We start from the raw sequence: 23,093 nt of genomic DNA on the forward strand, positions 1-23,093 counted from the left end.
TGCATGGATTATACGGCAGACAGGGGGGCGGTGTCATTAAACTGCTGGTTGAAAACGGGAGCGTCCCGGGCTGTCCTCACGGCCGGGGGCCGCGGCAGGGCTACCGCCCAGGCGGCGCCTCCTACGGCTCCAGCTCGGGCGGATCATGGGGGAAGGGGTTGCGGGCCAGGAGCTCCAGCAGCCTCCGCTGCAGCTCCCGCTCTCCCAGCCGCCCGCAGGCGTTGAGGAGTTCCTCCTGCGGACGGCCCACATAGGCGCTCTGGAACAGCTGCCGGGCCAGGCGGCCGTTTTCCTTCACCTCCCTGACCAGCAGGGGAAGCATCTCCTCGCTGACCAGCAGGTCGCTCATGTCCCACCCCAGCAGCTGGTATGCGGCCTCCGGCTCCTGGAGGTGCCCCTCCGCGGTGCTGAGGAGCAGCTCCACCATCCGGAGGGCGGTCTCGGGATCCTGCCGGCCGGTCTCCACCAAAAGATCCATGGTGTCCATCTCCGCCAGCTCCTCTGCACTCCAGCGGCCGGCGGCCTGGGGAAAGGCGGCGATGAGCAGATCCCGGCAGGCCCACTCGTTCTGCTCCAGATCCCACCGGCGGATCATATCCTCCAGCTCGGCGCGGGAGAAGCGGGGCGCCTCCGCCGCCTCCGGCTCGGCGCAGGCAGGGGAGGGGGGCGCCTCCTCCTCTGTCACAGTGACCGTGATCCGCACAGAAGGGGCGCAGGCCTGCGCCAGCTTCGCCCTCTCCGACGGCTGGAGGGAGGTAATGCTGCCGAAATCGCCACAATAGCCGCACTCCCACCGGCTGCCCCGGAGCATGACGGGCGCGCCGCAGTGGGGGCATCGGATGCTCGCCATATAGACACCTCTTTCTCTTTGCCTTCTGCTCCCCGCGCTTTCTGCCCGCCGGGGAGGAACTGTGATGCGAGTGATAGATATGCCCCGCTGGATCTATGCGGGAAGACAGATCCCCGCAGTGAGCTCTGTTCCGGTTCCGTCCGGCTCCATGGCCCAGAGAATCCCGTCCCGGTCTGTATAGAGCAGGCAGTCCCAGCCGTACATCCATTCCACGGAGGAGACATTTTCCGCGAGCCTGCGGAGCTCATAGCCGCCCGCCCCGTCCGGGGGCTCCGCCACCTCCCACAGGGTGCCGTCATTCTGCAGCAGGAACCGCCGTTGCATTATTATAATGCCAGGCGGCATGGATGGCAAGGGCGGCAAGCGGCAGAGACCGTAAACCATTTTGTTCATACCGGCTAACCAATCGGAACTTCCGCCGGCGGCGCCCCGGGGCTACAATGATCGTGAAAGAAGGTGCCGCAAATGTTTTCCACGCAGCCGCTGCTCGCGCTTTTTCTGACCCTTGCCATGGAACTGGGCCTCACCGCCTGCGGCGCGGAGGCCGCAGTACAGCCCTCCCCGGAGACGCCCGAGCCGCCGGCCCAGGTGCAGGAGACGCCGGAGCCCGCGCCTGACCCGGCCACGGAATCCCCGGAGCCCGGGCTGGAGGTCACCGAGGGGACGGAGACCTACCGGGGCTTCCGGATGGACAATGTGCTCCACGCCCCGGAGGGGGACATCCACTATCACATCTATATCCCGGACAGCTACGACGGCAGCGAGGCCTACGCCCTGTTCCTCACCCTCCCCGGCTATGAAGGGCTGTACTTCCAGGGCGTGGGGGAGAACCTGTATAGCGAGCGCTTCGCCTTCGAGGCGCTGAATTACAACGACCGCATGATTGTGGCCGCCCCGCAGCTGGGCGACTGGGGGGATACCTCGGCAGAGCAGGCCATCGCCCTGACGGAGTATCTGCTGGGCCGCTACAACATCGACCGGGAGCGGGTGTATGCCGAGGGCTACTCCGGCGGCGGGGAGACCATGTCCCGCGTCATGGGGATGCGGCCCGAGCTGTTTACCGCCTATCTCCAGTGCTCCTCCCAGTGGGACGGGGCCTATGAGCCGGTGACGGAGGCCAGGGTGCCCGTGTACCTCGTCGTCGGGGAGAGCGATGAATATTACGGCTCTGAACCGAGCCGGAGGGCATACAACCGGCTCCGCGAGCTCTATGCGGAGGCGGGCCTGACCGAGGAGGAGATCGGCCGGCTGGTGGTGCTGGACATCAAGGATGCGGACTACTTCCGGGAGGGCGGCGCCCCCAACCAGCACGGCGGCGGCAATCTGTTTGCGCAGGATCCGGAGATCATGGGGTGGCTGTTCGGACAGTGACGCCCCATGCACCGGCAGAACCCGGCGGCGCCCTGGCCCGGGCAGGCGATTGCAAAAGGCGGCCGGATGTGGTAGAGTATCCAAAAAAGACAGGGAGGCGGCACAATGGAGTATCGTCAGCTGGGCCGCACCGGCCTGCTGGTCAGCGAGATCGGCATGGGGTGCGAGGGGTTTGTAGGCAAGAGCGATGAGCAGGTCAGGGAAATGGTGGATGCCATGGAGGCGGGCGGAGTCAACTGCATCGACCTCTACACCCCCAACCCGGAGTTCCGCTCCAGCCTGGGCCGCGCACTGCGGGGCCGGCGGGAGAAATTCATCCTCCAGGCCCACCTGTGCACCATCTGGAAGGACGGGCAGTACAAGCGCACCAGGGATCTGGACGAGGTGAAGGCGGGCTTTGCGGATCAGCTCCGGCGGCTGGAGACGGATCACGCGGAGATCGGCATGATCCACTATGTGGACTCCCTGGCCGACTGGGAGACGGTGCGCACCGGCGGCGTGCTGGACTACGCTGGGGAGTTGAAGGCCCGGGGCGTCATCCGGGCCGTCGGCCTGTCCAGCCACAACCCGGAGGTGGCCCTGGCGGCGGTGAACAGCGGCGCCGTCGAGGTGCTGATGTTCTCCATCAACCCCTGCTATGACCTCCAGCCCGCGGGGGAGGATGTGGAACAGCTCTGGAACGAGAAGAACTACGAGCAGCCCCTGGTGAACATGGATCCCCAGCGGCAGGAGCTGTATGAGACCTGCCAGCGGCTGGGTGTGGGCATCACGGTGATGAAGGCCTTCGGCGGCGGGGATCTGCTCAATGCCGAGCTGTCCCCGGCCGGGAGGGCCCTGACCCTCTGCCAGTGCCTCCACTACGCCCTGACCCGGCCCGGCGTGGCCTCCGTCATGTCCGGCGCCCGGAACCTGGAGGAGCTGAAAACCAGCATCGCCTATGAGGATGCGCCTGAGGCCGAGCGGGACTATGCCGCCGCCCTTGCGGCCCTGCCCAGGATCAGCTGGGTGGGGCACTGCATGTACTGCGGCCACTGCGCCCCCTGCCCGGTGGGCATCGACGTGGCCGGCGTCACCAAGTTCCTGAACCTGGCCCGGGCCCAGGGGGAGGTGCCGGAGACCGTGCGGGAGCACTACGCTGTCCTGCCCCACCACGGCGGGGAGTGTATCTCCTGCGGGACCTGCGAGAGGCGCTGCCCCTTCGGCGTCCCGGTGCTGGAGAATATGCGCCGGGCGGCGGAGCTGTTTGGAATGTGAGACGGGGTGCGCGGACAGGCGGATGGGCCTGTCCGCGCATTTTTTCTTGCTATTTCCGCCGGAAACCAGTAAAATAGTGCTCAAACAGGGCCCAGCGGCACAGGCGGAAAGGCGGCGGCGCATATGATGTACAACCCCCAGCTGGAGACCTTCCTCCGGGTGGCGGACGCGGGGAGCTTCAACAAGGCGGCGGAGGAGCTGTTCATCACGCCGCCGGCAGTGATCAAGCAGATCACCTCCCTGGAGTCCAGCCTGGACTTGAAGCTGTTTATCCGCAGCCCCCGGGGGCTGAAGCTCACCGAGGCGGGAAAGTCCCTCTACCGGGACGCCCAGTATGTGGTGCAGTACTGCAAGGACTCCGTGGTGCGGGCCAAGAACGCCGCCGAGGAGGGGGACAAGGTCATCCGCATCGGGGTCTCCCCCATGACGCCGGGGCAGTTCCTGCTGGATCTCTGGCCGGCCATCAAAACCCACTGCCCCAATATCAAATTCAAGATGGTTCCCTACGAGAACACCCCGGAGAACTCGGTGGAGATCCTGCGCAACCTGGGACAGAACATCGACATCGTGGCCGGCCTCTTCGACCAGAACTTCCTGGAAAACCGGCAGTGCGACGCCCTGGAGCTGTCCCGGGAGCCCATCCGCTGCGCGGTGTCCATCTACCACCCCCTGGCGGCCAGGGATCGTCTGACGGCGGAGGATCTGCACGGGGAGAACTTCCTGCTCATCCGCCGGGGCTGGAACCGCTATCTGGATCAGATGCGGGACGAGCTGTGGCGGGATCACCCCCAAATCCACATTGTGGACTTTGAGATGTTCAACATCAATGTGTTCAACCAGTGCGAGAACTCCGAGGACATCCTCATGACCATCGACAACTGGCGGCAGGTTCACCCCCTGCTCAAGACCATCCCGGTGGACTGGAGCTACACCATCCCCTACGGGCTGCTCCACTCCCCCCGCCCCACGCCGACGGTGCGGCGGTTTCTCAAGGCGGTTCGGACGGTGTATCAGTTATAACGCAAACGTACATACTGCATAACTTTTCGAGACTTCTGCGGAAGTCTCGATTTTTTTATAATGGGAGCACAACAGGAAGCGTCCCCCGCGGGGACGGGATCAGAGGTGTGCCATGAACAACTTTCTCTTTGAAAACGGAACCAGGGTGCTCTTTGGCGGCGGATGCGTGCAGGAATATCTGGGCAGCTTCGTGAAGGGATACGGCCCCAGCGTGCTGCTGCTCACGGAGGAAGGAGATCGCCGCTCCGGCGCGGCGGATGAGGTGCGGGATATCCTGCGCCGGAGCGGGAAAACGATGGCGGAGTGCTCCGCCGGCCCCTTCTGCCCCCGGTATGAACAGGTGCAGCGGGCGGCCCGCCTGTGCCGGGAGCGCCGTGTGGATCTGATTTTGGGGGTGGGGGGCTCCGCCGTGCTGGACGGCTGCAAGGCCGCCTCCCTGGCGGCGGTGTGCCGGGGAGATCTGTGGGAGAACTTCGGAGAATCCCAGGGCGTGGTGGATGTGCCGCCCCTGCCGACAGGCTTTGTGGCGTCCCATCTGGAGACCGGGGCCGTCAGCGGGGCCGCGGGCCTGCTCCACGGACGCCGGTGCGTCTGGCGGGACTATCCCCCCTGTGACCCCAAATTCGCCCTGCTGGATCCGGCCCGCACCCGCGAGCTGTCCCGCCGGGAGCTCATACTCCAGGGCTTTTCCGCCCTGGCCGGGGCGCTGGAGGAATACCTGACCCTGGCGGACGGCATGAGCGTCTCCCGGGAGATGCTGGAGGCCCTGATGGAGGGGATGGCCCGGGAGCTGCGCATCTGCCGGCAGGCCCCGGGGGACGAGAACGCCCGGAGCAACCTGATGTGGCGGTGCGCCCTGTGGGGGAACCGGTTCTTCCAGCTGGGACGGCGGTTCTCCTTCCCGGCGCTGCCGGTGCGGGAGGCGGCCGTACTGGCCGCGTCGGACTGGGAGGAGTACGCCGGCGTGCTGGCCGTCCTCCTGCTGGCCCTCTGCCGCCGGGAGGCGGAGGGGCATCCTGCGGCCCTGGCGGCCCTCTTGGCGGAGCTGTCCCTGCCCGCAGAGCCGGAGCAGCTGGGCGCGGCTGTCCGGAGGCGGCTGGAAAAGGTACCGTCCACCAAAAACCTTTTGGTACACACTGCGTAACGAATCGGAACTTCCGCAGAGGGGGAAACGCCCCTATAATACAGGACGAAGGCAGCCAAGCAGGAGGATTTTCAGCATGAACACACGTACATTGGGCGCAGATCTGACGGTCTCCGCCGTGGGCCTGGGGTGCATGGGCTTCAGCCACGCCTACGGGGCGCCCACGGAGAAAAAGGAGGCGATCCGTTCCATCCGGGCCGCCTATGACCTGGGCTACACTATGTTCGACACCGCCGAGACCTACGGCACCGCCGCCGATCCCCACCACAATGAGAAGCTGGTGGGGGAGGCCCTGAGAGATGTGCGGGACCGGGTGCAGATCGTCACCAAGTTCGGCATCCGCTTCGACGAGACCAGCGCGGCGGTGAACAAGCCGCTGATCCCCGACGCCCGTCCGGAGACCATCCGCGCCTCGGTGGAGGGCTCCCTCCGGCGCCTCCAGACCGACCACATCGACCTGTACTTCCAGCACCGCATGGATCCCAGGGTGGAACCCGAGACGGTGGCCCGGGTGATGGCCGATCTGATCCGGGAGGGCAAAATCACCCACTGGGGCATCTCCGAGACAACCGAGGACTACCTGCGCCGGGCCCACGCGGTGTGCCCGGTGACGGCGGTGCAGAACCGCTACTCCATGATGGCCCGGCAGCACGAGGCCCTGTTCCCGGTGCTGGAGGAGCTGAAGGTGGGCTTTGTGGCCTTCTCCCCCATGGCCAACGGCCTGCTGACCGGGGCCTACGGGAAGGACTCCAAATTCGACCCCAGGCTGGACTACCGCAGCGCCATGCCCCAGTTCACCCCGGAGGCGGCGGAGCAGAACCGGGCGCTGCTGGAGCTGCTGCGGGATCTGGCGGAGCGGAAGCGCGCCACCCCCGCCCAGATCTCCCTGGCCTGGATGCTGTGCAAAAAGCCGTACATCGTCCCCATCCCCGGCAGCCGGAAGGTGGAGCGGATGTGGGAAAACGCCGGGGCGGCGGAGGTTGTGCTCTCCCCCGCCGAGGTGGAGGCCCTGGACAAAGCCCTGGACACCATCCCCATGTCCGCCGTGTTCGGCGGCACCGCCGTCAAAAGCAGATAACGACCGGTTCCCATATGACTCAGAAAGGATGAACGACCATGAAACAGACCCGCAAATGGCTGGCTCTGGCCCTGGCCGGGGCCTTAACCCTCTCACTGCTGGCCGGATGCGCCGGGAATCAAGCGCCCGGCGCATCCAGCGCCAGCCCAGCTCCCGAGGAGACGCCGGAGGCCGCCTCCGACGCCCTGGTCATCGCCGAGCAGGGCATCTTCTCCGCCGGCGGCTCGGTGATTCAGTCCGACGGCACCTTCGATGTGGCCAACTATTACACCTCCCGGGAGGGCTCCACTTCCCACGTGGATCACGCCAACGTGCTCTACCAGATCCCCGAGGACAACACGGAGCTGCCCATGGTGTTTCTCCACGGCTACGGCCAGTCCCGCATGGGCTGGATGACCACCCCCGACGGCCGGGAGGGCTGGAGCGATATGTTCCTGCGCATGGGCCACAGCGTGTGGCTCATCGACCAGCCCCGCCGGGGCGAGGCGGGCCAGACCTCGGTGGCGGGCACCATAACCACCACCCCCTCCGACCAGACCTGGTACACCCAGTTCCGCATCGGCACCTACCTGAACGACGAGTTCACCTACAACGAGGGCTCCCAGTTCCCACAGGGGGAGGACGTGCTGGATCAGTTCTTCCGCCAGATGACCCCGGACACCGGCATGGACAACGCGAATAACGACCAGAACATCGACAACGCCGTGGTGGCCCAGGCGGTGGCGGCCGCCATCGACGAGATCTATGATCGCACCGGCCGGGACTCCATCCTGGTGGCCCACTCCCAGGGCGGCCTGCCCGGCTGGGAGGTGCCCCGGTACACCGACCACGCGGCCGCCATCGTGGCCATCGAGCCCGGCGGGGCACCCCAGGTGGACAGCGACGCCTATAACGCCATGGTGGAGCAGGAGATCCCCGTCACCTTCTACTACGGCGACTACATCGGTGAGGAGTTCACCGACGTGCCCGCCGCCGCCATGTGGGCCATGATGGCCGCCAGCGCGGACACCTTTACCGAGGCATACAACGCCGCCGGCGGCAGCAGCACCGTGGTTCACCTGCCCGACGAGGGCATCACCGGCAACTCCCACTTCATGTTCCAGGAGCTGAACAACGATGTGATCGCCGACCACATCGAGGCCTGGATTCAGGAGAACGCGACCGAGTAACAGAAGTAAGGCGGTGAGGGCAATGAGCGAAACATTCCAGAACCTCTTTCCCCAGGGCGGCCCCAACACCGTGGCGGGCCAGTATTTCAGCGGAGCCAGCTACCTCTATCCTCTGAGCAATGAAGGCGGCGTCTCCGTTTCCAACGTGACCTTCGAGCCGGGCTGCCGGAACAACTGGCACATCCACCATAAGGGCGGGCAGATCCTCCTGTGTACCGCTGGCCGGGGATACTATCAGGAGTGGGGCAAAGAGCCCCGGGAGCCGCGCCCCGGCGATGTGGTGAGCATCCCGCCGGAGGTCAAGCACTGGCACGGGGCGGCCCCGGACAGCTGGTTCGCCCATGTGGCTATCTCCATTCCCGGCTCCAAAGCGGAATGGCTGGAGGCGGTGGATGAGGCGGACTATCAAAAATTGAAGTAACGAGAAGCGGAGGGCATTCTTATGGATTATGTGACCTTAAACAACGGGGTGAAAATGCCTCAGCTGGGCTTCGGAACCTATCAGATCAAGGATCCGGCGGAGTGTGAGCGGGCGGTGCGGGACACCATCGGCGTGGGCTATCGCCTCATCGACACCGCCGCCTCCTACGGAAACGAGGAGGCCGTGGGCAAGGCAGTGCGGGAGTGCGGCGTGGCCCGGGAAGAGCTGTTCATCACCACCAAGCTGTGGATCTCCGATGCAAGCTATGAGGGGGCCAGGGCGGCCTTCCAGAAATCGCTGGATCGCCTTGGCCTGGACTACCTGGACCTGTACCTGATCCACCAGCCCCTGAACGACTACTATGGCGCCTGGCGGGCCATGACCGAGCTGTACAAGGAGGGCCGCGTCCGGGCCATCGGGGTGTGCAGCTTCTACCCCGACCGGCTGGCGGATCTGATCGCCTTCAATGAAATGCCCCCCGCCGTCAACCAGGTGGAGTGCAACGTGTTCTTCCAGCAGCACAAGGCCCAGGACTACATGCAGTCCAAGGGCGTGCAGATGGAGAGCTGGGCCCCCTTTGCCGAGGGACACAACGACCTGTTCCACAACGAGACCCTGACGGCCATCGGGGCCAAGTACCACAAGAGCGTGGCCCAAGTGGTGCTGCGCTGGCAGCTCCAGCGGGGCATCGTGTGCATCCCCAAGAGCACCAAGCGCGAGCGGATGGCCCAAAACTTCGATGTGTTCGACTTTACCCTATCCCAGGAGGACATGGCCGCCATCGCCGCCCTGGACACCGGCGTCAGCTCCTTCTTCGATCACCGGGACCCCGCCGTGGTGGAGATGCTGGCGGGCCTGGTGCGGAAAGTCTGAAGATCAAAATTAGGAGGAAAAAATCATGCGGAATTTGAAACGAATGGGTGCCACCCTTCTGGCCCTGGCCCTGGTACTCGGCATGAACCTGACCGCCTTTGCCGCTGTGGAGGACACCGGCTTTTCCGATGTGTCCGCGGACGCCTGGTATGCGGATGCGGTGGCCTATGTCCGGGACAACGGCCTGATGAGCGGCACCTCCGCCGCCGCCTTTGACCCGGACGGCACCATGACCCGCGCCATGCTGGCGCAGACCCTGTACCGGGCGGCGGGCAGCCCCGCCGTCTCCGGCAGTGACAGCTTTACCGACACGGCGGAGGGCGCCTGGTACGCCGATGCCGTCCTCTGGGCCTCCCGGCAGGGCGTGATCAGCGGCTACGGCAGCGGCCTGTTTGGAACCGACGACCCGGTGACCCGGGAGCAGATCGCCGCCATCCTGTGGCGGTACGCCGGCAGCCCCGCGGCGGAGGCCGGTACGGATTTCGCCGACGAGGCGGATATCTCCGCCTATGCGGCCCAGGCCGTGGACTGGGCCCGGGCCAGCGGCGTTGTGAACGGCGCGGACGGCAACCGCTTCCTGCCCCGGGCCAGCGCCACCCGTGCCCAGGTAGCTGTTATCCTGCGGAACTATCTGACCGCGTCCGCGCCCGCGGAGCCGGAGCAGCCGGGCGAGAGCCCCCGTGTCCTGGTGGCCCACTTCTCCGCCACCGGCAACACAGCGCGCGTGGCCAATGCCATCGCGGAGACCACCGGCGGCGATCTGTTCGAGCTCACGCCGGCAGAGCCCTACACCGACGAGGATCTGAACTGGACGGACGAGAACAGCCGGGTGGTCTACGAGTACGAAAACCCGGATGCCCGGAACACAGAACTGGTTACCTATACCCCGGAGAATTGGGACGAGTATGATGTGGTATTCCTCGGCTACCCTATCTGGTGGTATGACGCCGCCTGGCCGGTGGAGGGCTTTGTGACGGAAAACGACTTCACCGGCAAGACGGTGATCCCCTTCTGCACATCCTCCAGTTCCGGCATCGGGGAGAGCGGGCAGCGCCTGGCCGGCCTGGCCGGCACCGGCGACTGGCTGGAGGGACAGCGGTTCCGCTCCGGCGCATCGGATGCCGACGTGCAGGCGTGGACAGACAGCCTGGGGCTGTAAAGGAAAGCGGCTGGTAGGAAAGCGCGGCTGGTCAGCGGCAGGCCCGGGAGGGGCGCCTGCACCGCCCTGCGTGAGGGGGGCTCGGCCCGCTGGCTGGGCCTTCCCACCCGGGAGCCGTTTCAATATACCAGCTTTATTCGATGAAAGAAGTGATTTATGTGGAAAATTTTGTGTACGAGTATCCAACCAAGGTCTGCTTCGGCAGGGGAGCGGCCCGGCAGCATCTCACCGGGCTCCTGGCTGCCTGCGGCCCCAATGTGCTGCTGGCCTACGGCGGCGGCTCCATCAAGAAAAACGGCGTCTATGAGGAGATTACCGGCATCCTGAAAGAGGCGGGCAAGAGCATCACCGAGTTTACCGGGATCATGTCCAATCCCACCTGGGCCAAGGTGAAGGAGGGGGCCGGGCTGGCCCGGGAGAACAAGGTGGATCTGGTGCTGGCGGTGGGCGGCGGCTCGGTGATCGACTGCTGTAAGATTGTCTGCGCCCAGGCCGTCACGGACGAGGAGCTGTGGGAGCTGGAGATGGTGCAGCACAAGGCGCCCTCCGCGGCGCCCATCCCCCTGGGGGCGGTGGTCACCGCCTCCGGTACGGGCGCGGAGATGAACGGCGGGGCCGTCATCACCAACGAGGAAACCAAAATCAAGGGCGGCATGTTCGCTGCCGCGCCCCGCTTCGCCATCCTGGATCCGGCGTACACCATGAGCCTGCCCCGGATGCAGGTGCTCTCCGGCGCCTTTGACACCCTGAGCCACGCCATGGAGACCTACTTCGGCCGCTCCGACCGGGACAATGTGTCCGACGAGGTGGCCCTGGCCGTCATGCACAGCACGGTGGTCAATATGCGCGCCCTGCTGAAAGACCTCAACGACTACACTGCCCGCAGCAACCTGATGTGGGCATCCGCCATGGCGGAGAACGGCATCCTGAAGGTGGGCCGGGTCACCGACTTTGAGTGCCACCAGATGGAGCACCAGCTGGGGGCCTACACCGACTGCAACCACGGCCAGGGGCTTGCGGTGCTCCACCCGGCCTACTACCGGCACATTGTGAAGGACGCCCCGGAAAAGTTTGCCCGGCTGGGGAAGGCTGTTTTCGGCGTGGAGGGTGCAGAGGCGGCGGTGGACGCTCTGGCCGCCTTTATCCAGGAATGCGGCCTGCCGGTCAGGCTGAGCCAGCTGAAAAGCAGGGTGGAGATCACCCCGGAGCTGCTGCGGCAGGTGGCGGACAGCATCAATCTTCTGCCAAACGGCCCCCGCCAGCTCACCCGCGGCGAGGTCTACATCATCCTGATGGAGTGCATGTAAGCCCCCGTTGGGTCAATCCTTGATGAGCGGCGGGAGAAGAATTAAGCGCCTCATTTTGACAGATCATTGCCTCTGAAACAGGAAACAGCCTGCGGCCGCCTTGAAATCGGCCATACGAGGATCGAGAAAGCCAGATGGACTGTGCCGCAGCCTCCGGCTAAGCCGGAGGCTTGAGTAGGCCCTATAAGGGCCTGATACGGACGAAGCCCCTTAAGGAGCCCGAAAGGTTTGCCGACTGCATTTCTTTCTCGGGCTACCCCTTAAGGGGTTCCTTTTATGCCTTCCTGTTCTTGCGACCCGTAAACGGATCAACAAACTCTTTCAGGCCTATCTGGTCTGCTATTTGATCCGATGCCAGTTGGTTTCGGATATACTCTGCTATTTGCTTTTTATTCCGTCCCACTGTATCCGCATAATATCCTCTGGCCCCAAAGTGCCGATTTCCATACCTACACTTCAAATTTGCATGCCGATCAAATATCATCAGACTACTTTTCCCTTTCAAACACCTCATAATCTGTGATATGCTGTACATGGGCGGGATACTTATCAGCATGTGTATATGGTCTGGGTTTGCTCTGGATGCTATAGCCTCTATACCCTTTTTCCGACACAGTTTTCTCAATATCATTCCTATATCCTGTTTTATCTGGACATATATCTCCATCCTTCGATATTTGGGTGCAAATACGATGTGATATCAACATCTCCAACTCGTATGCTCAAACAATTTACCTCCGATAAAATAAGCAGCAATATTCCAACCGGAAATATTGCTGCTTGCTTTATTTTCTTTAAATCGTCATATCAAGGTTCAAAAATGGTGTAGCAAACGCTTTTCTGCTTCGTGAAGCCATTAATTTTACTGGCTTTTCCGGGACTTTTCAAGATACTGCCGTGGCACGCAAAAAGGATCTTCTTCATGCTCCAGGCACTCCACATATACTGTATTTTTTCAGTATAGCAGGAATCAAGCTGCTCATCGAGGGTGGATTGCAACCATACCCCAGCCTGGGTGTGACACGTTCCTGATTGAAAAGGTCAGGCGCAAGTCCAATGAAGCGGAATTGAAAGGAGTCCCTGAAAACAACAACTTGCAGAACTGATAACCCGACAGGTGGAATGAAGGGGTAACGCCTGGAATCTGCACGATCTGCTCCCACAGGAGAATATGTTTGGTATCAATAGCTTTGTTGTCATGGTAGTGGCCGAACCGCCAGTAGTGGTATTGTGCCCGGTCTTTGACCTCCTGGAGAAAGTCCGTCAGGCGATCCGCCGCGTAGTGCCGAGAGAACTGGAGGGCAATGCTGGTGGGTGCGCAGTGGGTGAGGATATAGTCCACCGCCCAGCCGTGAGGGTCCAGGTTTTTACGCGCCTCCGCATACTCCCCGGCTGAGGGCAGTTCCTCCCTCCACCAGGACAGGCGGTCAATGCGGAACCGGGCCCGTTCCTTTCGCTGCAGCATCCAATATTTCCGTTTAAAGTTGGGGTCGTCCAGGCTGAGGATCCCGTTCTCGATATCATGGGTGCTTGCCCCGCCTATGGTAAAGAAGGTGAGCCCGGCCAGTTCATAGACCTGCCTCCGCATCAGGTGGAGCACGTAGGGGCGGATGGTCTGCACCCTGCCTCCGTGCCAGAGCTCCACCGGGGATCGGGCCAATGCGTCATAGTTTTCATGGTTACCCGATACGAAGGCCACGGTGAAAGGCAGGCTCTCCAGCCAGTTCAGAGCCTCATCATCCTGGCTGTCCCCGAACCACACGCCACCAAAGTCCCCCCCAATAATCACCACGTCTTCCTTGGTGAGCTCCCGGCCCTCCGGGAAGTATTCCGGGCGGAACCGCTTCGTGTAGTCCTCTGAGGGATTAGCAGACGCCTCGGCCAGCAGGCTGTTGAACCGGCCGCTCAGTTCCTCCAGAGCATGGTCGATATCCGTCAGGCTCATGCTCTCCCCCGGCACTGGGGCCAGCTCTCGCTCCATGGCAGTGGTGAGCTGCCGGGCCAGAGTGTCACGATCCAGCATGACGGCGTTGACGGCATCTAGGACGGCCTGCCGGAGAGGTTCCTCATCCAGGTTGGGAGACTGGGTATAGAACTTCTTTCCATTGTCCCGTGCCCAGGTGACGAACTGGGCCCACAGCAGTGTCTCTGTCCCGGCCAGCACCGTGCCGTTGAACTCTGCCAGCACCCGGTAACCGTCCGCCAGGCCTTCCGCCTTCAGCGGCGGGGCCGCCTCCAGAAGCGTCATGTAGTCCATCACCGTCCCCGCCGCCTCCGCGACTTGGGCCAGGGCGGCCTTTGCCCTGTCAGTGTCCACCCAGGTGGGATCATACCGGACGGCGCCGCGCTCCGTGACCCGGCACAGGATGCGGCCGTTCCACTCCACCGGCAGCAGGCCATCCTCCTCCATCGGCCAGGGCAGCAGCTCCCGCCGCAGGGCATAGGACAGTTTCTCAAAATAGGCTTCTTTGGTCATGCTCGTTTCCTCCTCCGGGCTTAACGCCCTTTTTCATGTGCAGGGGACAGGAAAATCACTGCATGGACAGCCCCTGATCCTGCCTTCTGTCCGCTCTGCCGATGCCCATATACTCGTCATAGCGCCGCAGGTATTCCTGATAGTTCTCCCCGCCGATTCCCTTCAGGAACTCCTCCTTGAACCGCCAGAGGGGATACTGGCAGAAGCCGCTGTGCCGGCTGAATCCTGTGTCTTCTGCAATGCCCTGCCGGAGCATCTGGTCGGCAAAATAGCAGTTGTTGGTGTCGATATATGCCCCGTTTTTCAGGCTGAGGAAATCCCCGAAGGACACCGTGAGCACGGCATATTCTTCTGCCTCATCCGGTGTGCTGCCCACCTCATTCAGCACGATGGCCAGGCCGGGCAGCAGACAGCTTGTCCGGTGCCCGGCCTGATCCACAAAGGCATGCACCTGATCCCGGCTCTGGAACAGCTCATTCAGCTTGATCTGCCTGACCAGCTCCCTGCCGGGCAGGGTGCGGCTTCTGGCACAGATGCGTGGGAACAGGGTGGCAGTCAGCCTGCACCGCTGTGTCTCCTGGTCTGGATAAGGCCCTCCCGAATTGACGCTGTCAATGACATTCCAAAACATATTCCTGTTCAATTTCAATCCCTCCCCAAAGTGCTTCTTTAATCACTGTTTTTGTGGCCCTCGCCCGGACTCCCATCCTGCCGCATTTCCGGCAGGATGTATACTCAGCAAAGCGGGCGAAAGACCGTGTGCCCTTTTGGGCAGTACCTGTAATGCCGTTGTACCCTGCCATGCTTCTCAGGGGGCAAACTGAAAACGCCCTATTTGAATTTACCGGGCAGCAAAAAAGCGCCGGCCTGGTGGTTGACGAAACCAACAAACTGACGCGTTGCTTTTTGTGTATCTTTTTTTCAAATTTCTGTGCCCCGGCTGTGTTCAAATAGTGCGCTAATCTCTGCCGGAGCTCGGAAACTGGGGAAATCCAGGTGCAAACCCTTCCAATGCCCCGAAATACCGCGAAAATATCTTTTTCAGAACTCAGATTTCAGGAAAATAAAAAGGATGACCACACCTTCGGTGTGGTCATCCTTTGGAGGCGACACCCAGACTCGAACTGGGGGTGGAGCTTTTGCAGAGCTCTGCCTTACCACTTGGCTATGTCGCCCTATGGATAACAGGAGCAAGGCGCTTGCTCCTGTTATCATTTGTATGGAGCAGGTGACGAGGCTCGAACTCGCTACCTCCACCTTGGCAAGGTGGCGCTCTACCAGATGAGCTACACCTGCATGCCCGGAACCATTCTATGCGGCCCCTCATGCATTTAGAAGATCCCCCCGGTGGATACCCTGCGGTATCCACCGGAGAGTGGTGCCTCCGGCCGGAATCGAACCAGCGACACGGGGATTTTCAGTCCCCTGCTCTACCAACTGAGCTACAGAGGCAAATGGCGACGCGGAAGGGACTTGAACCCTCGACCTCCGGCGTGACAGGCCGGCGTTCTAACCAACTGAACTACCGCGCCAGACGGTAGGGGGTACGGGAGCTCCCAGAGGGAGTGGTGGGAACAACAGGGCTCGAACCTGTGACATCATGCTTGTAAGGCATGCGCTCTCCCAGCTGAGCTATGCTCCCCTGTCCTCGCCGCACGCCCGAATTTTGCTCACTCGGTCACGCGGCGAAGGTTATTATACTAAATCAGCCTACCGTTGTCAACCATTTCACGCAAATTTTTTTGTTTTTTCTGCCGCTGTCCCTACAGGGAGGCCAGCAGGCCCTCCAGCTCCTCTTTGGTATAATGGTAGACCTTGTCGCAGAACTGGCAGGTGAGCTCCGCCCGGCCCTGCTCGCGGATCAGGGCCTCCAGCTCCTCCCGGCCCATGCTGATGAGAGCCCGGGTCACCCGATCCCGGCTGCAGTAGCAGCGGTACTCCACCGGCTCAGCGGAGAGCTCCTCCAGCTCGAACTCAGAGAGCACCTGCTCCACCAGGCCCCGGGCGTCCAGGCCGCCCCGCAGGGCCTCGGTCACCGGGCCCACCCGGGCAATCCCCCGCTCGATGGCGGAGATGGCGGCGTCGTCCGCGCCGGGCAGCAGCTGGATCAGGTAGCCGCCGGCACACAGCACGCTCTGATCCACATCCACCAGCACCCCCAGGGCGCAGGCGGTGGGGATCTGCTCGCTCTCGGCAAAGTAGGAGGTGATGTCCTCGGCGATCTCGCCGGACACCATGGGCACGGTGCCCACATAGGGCTCCTTCAGGTTCAAGTCCTTGATCACGGTGAGGGAGCCGTCCCGGCCCACGGCGGAGCCCACGTCCAGCTTGGCGGGCCCCTTCAGGGGGAGATCCACCGCCGGGTTGACCACATAGCCCCGGGCGTTGCCGGCGCTGTCGGCCACGGCGGTAATGCCGCCCAGGGGGCCGTCCCCCTTGATGCGCAGGGTCACGGAGCCGTCCTCTTCCTTGAGCTGGTTGCCCATCATGGAGGCCGCCATCAGGGTGCGCCCCAGGGCCGCCGTGGCCACGGGCAGCGTCCTGTGGATCTGCCGGGCGCGCTCCACCATGTCCCTGGCGGTGATAACCGACGCCTTCACAGGCGCGTTTTTGGCCAGTACGCGAATGATCTGATCTGCCATGCTTGTCAAAATTCCTTTCGTGCGGCAAAGAAAATCCGCCCTTCCCCCGGCTTGGGGGCGCGGAATTTCAGCTCGCCATATTGTCTGATGTGGGAGAAGCCCGCCTGCCGCAGCAGCTCCTCCAGCTCCGCAGGCTCGTAGGCGTACTCCTCGTGGAGCTCCTCCCCCCGGCTCCACAGCCCGGAGGGCTCCAGCCGGAATACGTCCATGCCGTAGGTGCAGATGCGCCGCCGGGGGGAGAACTCCGCCCGCCACACGCAGTAGGCGTCCTCGCTCTCGTCCAGGAACACCTGCCCGTCCAGGCCCCGCAGCTTCTCCGGGGTGTTGATGTCAAAGAGGAAAAGCCCGCCGGGCATGAGGAAGGTGTGAACCCGCTGAAAGGCCCGCTCCAGGGTCTTGGGCCGGGTGACGTAGTTGACGCTGTCCAGACAGCAGACGCAGGCGTCGATGGTGCCGTAGAGATCCAGCTTCTCCATGGACTGGTGGAGGAAGATGGGCGCAATCTCCCCCGCGCCCCGGCACTTCTCCGCCGCCACGGCCAGCATCTCCTCCGACCGGTCGGCCCCGATCATCTCATAGCCCCGCTCCGCCAGCTCCTTCGTCAGGCTGCCGGTGCCGCAGGCCAGATCCAGCACGGTATGGATGGGCAGAGCGCTGCGGGCGAAGTGCTTCTCCAGATAGTCCGCCCAGCGGCGGTAGGGCACGTCGGCGGTGAACTCGTCGTAGCACCCGGCCAGAAACTCATACGCCATCTTCGCCCAGCTTCTCCTTGATCCGGGGGAGTACCGCCTGATACCCGTCCGCCCCGTACTGGAGGGAGCGGTTCACCCGGCTGATGGTGGCGCTGGAGGCGCCGGTGCGCTCCAGGATGTCGTTGTAGATCATGCCCTCCGACAGGAGCATGGCCACCTCAAACCGCTGCTCCATGGCCCGCAGCTCCCCCACGGTACACAGGTCGGAGAAAAACTTCTTGCACTCATCCAGGTCCTTCAGGGATAGAATCGCCTCGTAGAGCAGCTCCCCATGGACCTGCTTGTCGTGTTTTGCCGTCATAATACAAAAATGACCTCCTCAAGCAACGATGCACGTTCTGCGGAAACCATCCCTATTTTACCAAAGTGAAGTGTGGAAGTAAACTCTTTTTTCACCAATTTTGCCAGCAGGCATAGAATGGGGCGCAAGTTTCTGAAAAAGGAGGCGTCCGCCATGTCCTGTCCGCTCTGCAAGCCCGCCCCCGCCGCCCACCTCTGGCGGGAGCGGGAGAAGGTGCTGGCCTGGGAGGGGGAGCCGGTGCTCGTCTATACCGTCCGGGCCCTGGCGCTGCCGTCTGCCCCGGCGCGGGTGGAGCGCTGCTACCGCCGCGTGGAGGCGGTGTGGGCCGCCCGGTGGGAAAAGGGCCTATACCCCCGGGCCTGCGCCGCCCTCCGGGCGGCCCGGGCGGCGTCCCGCCCCTTCCGCCCCTGGGAGGCCAGCCTGTCCGCCTCGGTCACCCTGGACACCCCGGAGCGGCTCAGCCTGTACTGGGAGGCCGCCGAGCGGCTGGACGGCCCCCACGCCGTCACCCTGCGCCGGGGGGACGCCTGGGCTCTGCCCCGGGGGATGCCCCTCACCCTGGCCGAGCTGTTCCCGGCGGGGTTTCGGTGGAGGCGCTGGGTGCTGGAGGAGGCCGCCCGGCAGCTGCGGGCCCGGCAGGCATCCGGGGAGTCCCGCTTCTGGCCGGACTGGGAGCGCCGCCTGGCCCGCAGCTTCGATCCGGAGTGGTTTTTCCTCACGGAGGAGGGGCCGTCGGTGTTCTTCCCCCTGTACGCCCTGGGGCCCTATGTGGAGGGCATCCCCACCTTTCCGCTCCGCCTCCCCGCGCAAGAGGAAGCGCCGGTTCCCGCCCAATTTTAGGGCTTGTTTGAAACATGTCAACATGCCCAATCGGCGGGCCTTTTGCCCCCTGGACGGCGCAATTTTTCCTTGAAATCCGTCAGGATTCCTGCGAAAAAATTGCTTGCCAGCGGCCCAAAATCCCTCGCCGCTGGACACATCGCCAATTTTCAAACAAGCCCTAGCAATTTTTTTACAGATTTTTTCTTGTCACTCCCGCAGAAAACGCGCTATAATAATGCCTGCTGAATCAACCGCAATGCGGTTGATTCGCGCGGCGCGCTGCCGCGCAATTTCATCAAGACGGCTTTTTGAGCCGTCTTGATGAAATTCAGTCATTGTTACAATACGGATATCCCTTGATGTGGCGCACCACATCAAGGGATGGTGCAAGGTTTCTGCGCGGTTTCGCGCAGAAACCTTGCACCTGGACAAAGCCATTTGGCCTTGAAAATCCTGACTGTCAAGGCTTGCGGTTTTGTCCAGTACGTATTATAATAAAAACCGCCATGGGGATAGGATTCCCATGGGCGTTGCGCGCGGGAAAAGGCCAATGCGCGAATCCCCGCGGCAGGAGGAACGAATTATGGTCAAAGCAATCGTTGGCGCAAACTGGGGCGACGAGGGCAAGGGGAAGATCACCGATCTCCTGGCCGAGGCGTCCGATGTGGTCATCCGCTTTCAGGGCGGGGCCAACGCCGGGCACACCATCATCTGTGACTACGGCAAGTTTGCGCTCCACCAACTGCCCTCCGGGGTCTTCTACCCCCACGTCACCAACGTCATCGGCAACGGCGTGGCCCTGGACGTGAAAAAGTTCCTGGCCGAGCTCAGGCACCTGGCCGACGGCGGCGTGCCCGCCCCCCGCGTGATCGTGGATCAGCGCACCCAGCTGCTCATGAGCTACCACGTGCTGCTGGACACCTATGAGGAGGAGCGGCTGGCCGGCGCGGCCTTCGGCTCCACCCACTCCGGCATCGCCCCCTTCTACTCCGACAAGTACGCCAAGATCGGCATCCAGGTGGCCGATCTGTGGAACGAGGAGCGGCTAAAGGGCCAGCTGGAGCACATCTGCACCCTGAAAAACGTGCTCATGGAGCACCTGTATCACAAGCCCCTGCTGGATCCCAAGGCCCTGTTTGACGAGCTGATGGGCTACCGGGCGGCCCTGGAGCCCTATGTGGGCGACGCGGTCACCTTCGTGCACCAGGCCCTGAAGGACGGCAAACAGGTGCTGCTGGAGGGCCAGCTGGGCTCCATGAAGGATCCCAACCTGGGCATCTGCCCCATGACTACCTCCTCCCACACCCTGGCCGGCTTCGGCACCGTGGGCGGCGGCGTGCCCCCCACGGCCATCCAGGACATCGTCACCGTCACCAAGGCCTACTCCTCCGCCGTGGGGGCCGGGGCCTTTGTCAGTGAGCTCTTCGGCGACGAGGCCGAGGAGCTGCGGAAGCGGGGCGGCGACGCCGGCGAGTACGGCGCCACCACCGGCCGGCCCCGCCGTGTGGGCTGGTTCGACGCGGTTGCCACCAAGTACGGCTGCATGGTGCAGGGCACCACCCAGGTGGCCCTCACCGCCATCGACTGCCTGGGCTATCTGGACGAGATCAAGGTGTGCACCGGCTATGAGATCGACGGCAGGATCACCCGCGACTTCCCCGTGCCCGCCCAGCTGGACCGGGCCAGGCCGGTGTATGAGACCCTGCCCGGCTGGAAGTGCGACATCCGGGGCATCACCGAGTACGGCAAGCTGCCCCAGGCGGCCCGGGACTATGTGGACTTCATTGAGCAGCACATCGAGGCCCCCATCACCATCGTCTCCACCGGGCCCAAGCGCCACGAGATCTGCTACCGGAAGTAACCCCGGCCGGCAGATCTCCTCTGTCAAAAATTTGGAGGGGCGCTCCGCCTTGCGCGGAGCGCCCCTCCTATCATCTCCCCAACCATATAGAGAGGGTGGTTGGCCGTTTGTCAGCCCCGGAGCATCTCCCTCAGCGCCCGCCAGGGGCTGCCCTTCCAGTATTCCCGCATGGTGTGGACGGACAGGGGGTTGGTGCGCATCAGCGTATAGCCGGTGGTGTACAGGTTCTTCTTGTTCTCTTTCATGGCGACGCTCCTTTCTGTCAAAGCCTCTTGCCTTCCTTGCATCTTTAGTATACAATACTCTTATCCATGACACAAGCGAATCTTTTTCATGTTGAATATACCAAAAAGGAATGGTATCTGTGAATCAGAGCAAGTATCTGGTGTTCCTGAAAACAGTGGAGCTGGGCAGCATCACCCGGGCGGCGGAGGCCCTGGGCTACACCCAGTCGGCGGTGAGCCGGGTGGTGGCCGAGCTGGAGCGGGAGTGGGGGCTGGAGCTGCTCACCCGGGGCCGCACCGGGGTGGAGCCCACCTCCCACGGGGAGGTCATGCTGCCCTATATGCGGGCGGTGTGCAACGCGGAGAAGGAGCTGGAGGAGCAGGTGGCGGAGCTCCACGGCCTGGCCCGGGGCACCCTGCGGGTGGGCACCTTCGCCAGCGTGTCCATCCACTGGCTGCCCGCCATCATGAAGGAGTTTCTCACCCTCTATCCCGGCATCCGCTTTGAGCTGCTGAGCAAGTGGGAGTTTGCCGAGGTGGAGGATCTTCTCCGCCGGGGGCAGGCGGACTGCGGCTTTCTGGGCCTGCCCGTGGGGCCGGGGCTGGACACCTATCCCCTGTGCCGGGATCAGCTCATGGCGGTGCTGCCGCCGGATCACCCCCTGGCCGGCGCCCCGTTTTACCCCATGTCCCGGCTGGCGGAGGATCCCTATATCGACACGCCGGAGGAGCGGGATCTGGAGATCCGGCTGATCTTTCAGGAGGAGGGCATCCGCCCCAACCTGCGCTATACGGTCAACGACGATTTCGCCACCCTGGCCATGGTGGAGCAGGGCCTGGGTGTAAGCATCCGGCCGGAGCTGGTGCTGCGCAACACCGGCCGCCGCTTCGCCGCCATCCCCCTGGAGCGGCCCCGCTACCGGGACATCGTCCTGGCGGTGCGCAGCGGACGGCCCCCCTCCCCCCTCACCACCCGGTTCCTGGAGTGCGCCCGGGCGTGGGTGGCCAAGTCGGGCCTGTGAGAAAATCGGAAGTTTTTGTGTACAATCCGCCGGTTTTATAGTATAATATTGTCCGCCAAATCGGCCGCGGCGCGGCCGCCCCGCGCGGCGGACAGCGCCGCGCCCATCTGAATCATAATAGGAGTGTTGTCACATGAGCCGCATGGTCGGCACCGTATCCATGGGAATCCGTGCTCCCATCATCCGCAGCGGCGACGATCTGGTGGAGATCGTCACCAATTCTGTCCTGGAGGCCGCCAGGGAGGGCGCCCTCACCGTCCGCGACCGGGACGTGATCTGCATGACCGAGGCCATCGTGGCCCGGGCCCAGGGCAACTACGCCTCGGTGGACGACATCGCCGCCGACGTGCGCGCCAAGCTGGGCGGGGAGACCGTGGGCGTCATCTTCCCCATCCTCAGCCGCAACCGCTTCGCCATCTGCCTGCGGGGCATCGCCAAGGGCGCCAAGAAGATCGTCCTCATGCTGTCCTACCCCTCCGACGAGGTGGGCAACCACCTCATCGACGTGGACGCGATGGATGAGAAGGGGGTGGATCCCTACAAGGATGTGCTCACCCTGGAGCAGTACCGGGCGCTGTTCGGCTACACCACCCACCCCTTCACCGGCGTGGACTATGTGGACTACTATTCCAACCTGATCCGGGAGTGCGGCGCCGAGGTGGAGGTCATCTTCGCCAACGACCCCCGGGCCATCCTGCCCTACACCAAGACCGTCCTGGCCTGCGACATCCACACCCGCGCCCGTACCAAGCGGCGCCTGCTCGCCGCCGGCGCGGAGAAGGTGTTCTGCCTGGACGAGATCCTCAACGCCCCGGTGGGCGGCAGCGGCTACAACGCCAAGTACGGCCTGCTGGGCTCCAACAAGTCCACCGAGGACAAGGTGAAGCTCTTCCCCCGGGAGGAGTGCCAGCAGCTGGTGGAGGACGTGCAGGCCCGCATCCTGAAGGAGACCGGCAGGCACGTGGAGGTCATGGTCTACGGCGACGGCGCCTTCAAGGATCCCGTGGGCAAGATCTGGGAGCTGGCCGACCCGGTGGTCTCCCCCGCCTACACCGCCGGCCTGGAGGGCACCCCCAACGAGCTCAAGCTGAAGTATCTGGCGGACAACGACTTTGCCGACCTGTCCGGCGAGGCCCTGCGGGACGCCATCAAGGGCGAGATCAAGAAGAAGGACGGCTCCCTGGTGGGCAAGATGGCCGCCCAGGGCACCACCCCCCGCCGCCTCACCGATCTGATCGGCTCCCTGTGCGACCTCACCTCCGGCTCCGGCGACAAGGGCACCCCCATCGTCTATATCCAGGGCTATTTCGACAACTACACTACCGAGTAACCACAACACAAAGCCGG

Annotated in this window: 22 protein-coding genes, 5 tRNA genes and 1 pseudogene; 14 read left to right on the top strand and 14 right to left on the bottom strand. The window is 63.5% G+C overall.

The window, feature by feature from the left end; translation table 11 throughout:
• Window positions 1–121: 121 nt before the first annotated feature.
• Window positions 122–850, bottom strand: coding sequence for a hypothetical protein (locus B5E42_RS10565; RefSeq protein ID WP_087239415.1), 729 nt, complete (start codon window positions 848–850; stop codon window positions 122–124).
• A 93-nt stretch (window positions 851–943) separates the two neighbouring features.
• Window positions 944–1,174, bottom strand: a complete 231-nt coding sequence (locus B5E42_RS10570; RefSeq protein WP_087239417.1) for a hypothetical protein — start codon at window positions 1,172–1,174, stop codon at window positions 944–946.
• Window positions 1,175–1,315: 141 nt separating this feature from the next.
• Between B5E42_RS10570 and B5E42_RS10575 the strand changes: the two genes are divergently transcribed.
• The 10 genes from B5E42_RS10575 to B5E42_RS10620 all read left to right on the top strand — a co-directional run bounded on the left by B5E42_RS10575 (window position 1,316) and on the right by B5E42_RS10620 (window position 11,646).
• Entirely contained in the window at window positions 1,316–2,221 is a 906-nt protein-coding gene (locus B5E42_RS10575; RefSeq protein ID WP_242967102.1) for a prolyl oligopeptidase family serine peptidase, read from the top strand.
• A gap of 105 nt (window positions 2,222–2,326) precedes the next feature.
• Window positions 2,327–3,475, top strand: coding sequence for an aldo/keto reductase (locus B5E42_RS10580; protein WP_087239419.1), 1,149 nt, complete (start codon window positions 2,327–2,329; stop codon window positions 3,473–3,475).
• A gap of 123 nt (window positions 3,476–3,598) precedes the next feature.
• Window positions 3,599–4,495: a LysR family transcriptional regulator gene (locus tag B5E42_RS10585; protein WP_343214188.1), complete on the top strand. Its 897-nt coding sequence runs from the start codon at window positions 3,599–3,601 to the stop codon at window positions 4,493–4,495.
• A 112-nt stretch (window positions 4,496–4,607) separates the two neighbouring features.
• Window positions 4,608–5,639, top strand: a complete 1,032-nt coding sequence (locus tag B5E42_RS10590; protein WP_087239421.1) for an iron-containing alcohol dehydrogenase — start codon at window positions 4,608–4,610, stop codon at window positions 5,637–5,639.
• Between the two features lie 76 nt (window positions 5,640–5,715).
• Entirely contained in the window at window positions 5,716–6,717 is a 1,002-nt protein-coding gene (locus B5E42_RS10595; RefSeq protein WP_087239423.1) for an aldo/keto reductase, read from the top strand.
• Window positions 6,718–6,755: 38 nt separating this feature from the next.
• Window positions 6,756–7,886 carry an alpha/beta fold hydrolase gene (locus B5E42_RS10600; protein WP_087239425.1) on the top strand — a complete coding sequence of 377 codons (1,131 nt, stop codon included), beginning with the start codon at window positions 6,756–6,758 and terminating at the stop codon, window positions 7,884–7,886.
• A gap of 22 nt (window positions 7,887–7,908) precedes the next feature.
• On the top strand, window positions 7,909–8,307 hold the full coding sequence (locus B5E42_RS10605; protein WP_087239428.1) for a cupin domain-containing protein: 399 nt from the start codon (window positions 7,909–7,911) through the stop codon (window positions 8,305–8,307).
• Between the two features lie 21 nt (window positions 8,308–8,328).
• On the top strand, window positions 8,329–9,180 hold the full coding sequence (locus tag B5E42_RS10610; protein WP_087239430.1) for an aldo/keto reductase: 852 nt from the start codon (window positions 8,329–8,331) through the stop codon (window positions 9,178–9,180).
• A 25-nt stretch (window positions 9,181–9,205) separates the two neighbouring features.
• The gene (locus tag B5E42_RS10615) at window positions 9,206–10,339 is read left to right on the top strand and encodes a flavodoxin (protein ID WP_087239432.1); all 1,134 of its coding nucleotides are present in this window, start codon (window positions 9,206–9,208) and stop codon (window positions 10,337–10,339) included.
• 158 nt (window positions 10,340–10,497) lie between these two features.
• Window positions 10,498–11,646, top strand: coding sequence for an iron-containing alcohol dehydrogenase (locus B5E42_RS10620; protein ID WP_087239682.1), 1,149 nt, complete (start codon window positions 10,498–10,500; stop codon window positions 11,644–11,646).
• A gap of 274 nt (window positions 11,647–11,920) precedes the next feature.
• Here B5E42_RS10620 and tnpA read toward each other — a convergent pair whose 3' ends face one another.
• The 11 genes and pseudogenes from tnpA to B5E42_RS10680 all read right to left on the bottom strand — a co-directional run bounded on the left by tnpA (window position 11,921) and on the right by B5E42_RS10680 (window position 17,817).
• The gene (tnpA, locus tag B5E42_RS10625; RefSeq protein ID WP_242967109.1) at window positions 11,921–12,340 is read right to left on the bottom strand and encodes an IS200/IS605 family transposase; all 420 of its coding nucleotides are present in this window, start codon (window positions 12,338–12,340) and stop codon (window positions 11,921–11,923) included.
• Window positions 12,341–12,787: 447 nt separating this feature from the next.
• A pseudogene (locus tag B5E42_RS10630) lies at window positions 12,788–13,531 on the bottom strand (metallophosphoesterase); the annotation flags it as partial.
• Window positions 13,532–14,177: 646 nt separating this feature from the next.
• Window positions 14,178–14,765 carry a DUF4313 domain-containing protein gene (locus B5E42_RS10640; RefSeq protein ID WP_087239434.1) on the bottom strand — a complete coding sequence of 196 codons (588 nt, stop codon included), beginning with the start codon at window positions 14,763–14,765 and terminating at the stop codon, window positions 14,178–14,180.
• A gap of 458 nt (window positions 14,766–15,223) precedes the next feature.
• Window positions 15,224–15,297: transfer RNA gene (locus B5E42_RS10645), tRNA-Cys, on the bottom strand.
• Between the two features lie 45 nt (window positions 15,298–15,342).
• A tRNA-Gly gene (locus B5E42_RS10650) sits at window positions 15,343–15,418 on the bottom strand.
• A gap of 80 nt (window positions 15,419–15,498) precedes the next feature.
• Window positions 15,499–15,574 (bottom strand) — tRNA-Phe (locus B5E42_RS10655).
• 3 nt (window positions 15,575–15,577) lie between these two features.
• Window positions 15,578–15,654: transfer RNA gene (locus B5E42_RS10660), tRNA-Asp, on the bottom strand.
• A 34-nt stretch (window positions 15,655–15,688) separates the two neighbouring features.
• Window positions 15,689–15,764 (bottom strand) — tRNA-Val (locus B5E42_RS10665).
• A gap of 121 nt (window positions 15,765–15,885) precedes the next feature.
• Entirely contained in the window at window positions 15,886–16,764 is an 879-nt protein-coding gene (gene hslO / locus B5E42_RS10670) for an Hsp33 family molecular chaperone HslO (protein ID WP_087239436.1), read from the bottom strand.
• A 5-nt stretch (window positions 16,765–16,769) separates the two neighbouring features.
• On the bottom strand, window positions 16,770–17,516 hold the full coding sequence (locus B5E42_RS10675) for a class I SAM-dependent methyltransferase (protein WP_087239438.1): 747 nt from the start codon (window positions 17,514–17,516) through the stop codon (window positions 16,770–16,772).
• A complete protein-coding gene (locus B5E42_RS10680; RefSeq protein ID WP_087239440.1) occupies window positions 17,506–17,817 on the bottom strand; it encodes a YerC/YecD family TrpR-related protein in 312 nt (103 codons plus the stop codon). The genes B5E42_RS10675 and B5E42_RS10680 overlap by 11 nt, the downstream gene beginning before the upstream one ends.
• 153 nt (window positions 17,818–17,970) lie before the next feature.
• Here B5E42_RS10680 and B5E42_RS10685 point away from each other — a divergent pair, with 153 nt between their 5' ends.
• Both B5E42_RS10685 and B5E42_RS10695 read left to right on the top strand, forming a co-directional pair.
• Window positions 17,971–18,657, top strand: coding sequence for an RsiV family protein (locus B5E42_RS10685; RefSeq protein WP_087239686.1), 687 nt, complete (start codon window positions 17,971–17,973; stop codon window positions 18,655–18,657).
• 565 nt (window positions 18,658–19,222) lie between these two features.
• Complete coding sequence (locus tag B5E42_RS10695) at window positions 19,223–20,500, top strand: adenylosuccinate synthase (protein ID WP_087239445.1); 1,278 nt, start codon at window positions 19,223–19,225, stop codon at window positions 20,498–20,500.
• A 110-nt stretch (window positions 20,501–20,610) separates the two neighbouring features.
• On the opposite strand, the gene B5E42_RS19865 is transcribed toward B5E42_RS10695, so the two are convergent.
• Window positions 20,611–20,745: a hypothetical protein gene (locus tag B5E42_RS19865; RefSeq protein ID WP_255397012.1), complete on the bottom strand. Its 135-nt coding sequence runs from the start codon at window positions 20,743–20,745 to the stop codon at window positions 20,611–20,613.
• Between the two features lie 110 nt (window positions 20,746–20,855).
• Here B5E42_RS19865 and B5E42_RS10700 point away from each other — a divergent pair, with 110 nt between their 5' ends.
• Both B5E42_RS10700 and B5E42_RS10705 read left to right on the top strand, forming a co-directional pair.
• The gene (locus B5E42_RS10700) at window positions 20,856–21,746 is read left to right on the top strand and encodes a LysR family transcriptional regulator (RefSeq protein ID WP_087239447.1); all 891 of its coding nucleotides are present in this window, start codon (window positions 20,856–20,858) and stop codon (window positions 21,744–21,746) included.
• Window positions 21,747–21,879: 133 nt separating this feature from the next.
• Complete coding sequence (locus tag B5E42_RS10705) at window positions 21,880–23,076, top strand: coenzyme F420-0:L-glutamate ligase (protein WP_087239449.1); 1,197 nt, start codon at window positions 21,880–21,882, stop codon at window positions 23,074–23,076.
• Window positions 23,077–23,093: the final 17 nt, after the last annotated feature.

It is taken from the genome of Flavonifractor sp. An10 (assembly GCF_002161215.1).
GTDB lineage: Bacteria > Bacillota > Clostridia > Oscillospirales > Oscillospiraceae > Flavonifractor > Flavonifractor avistercoris.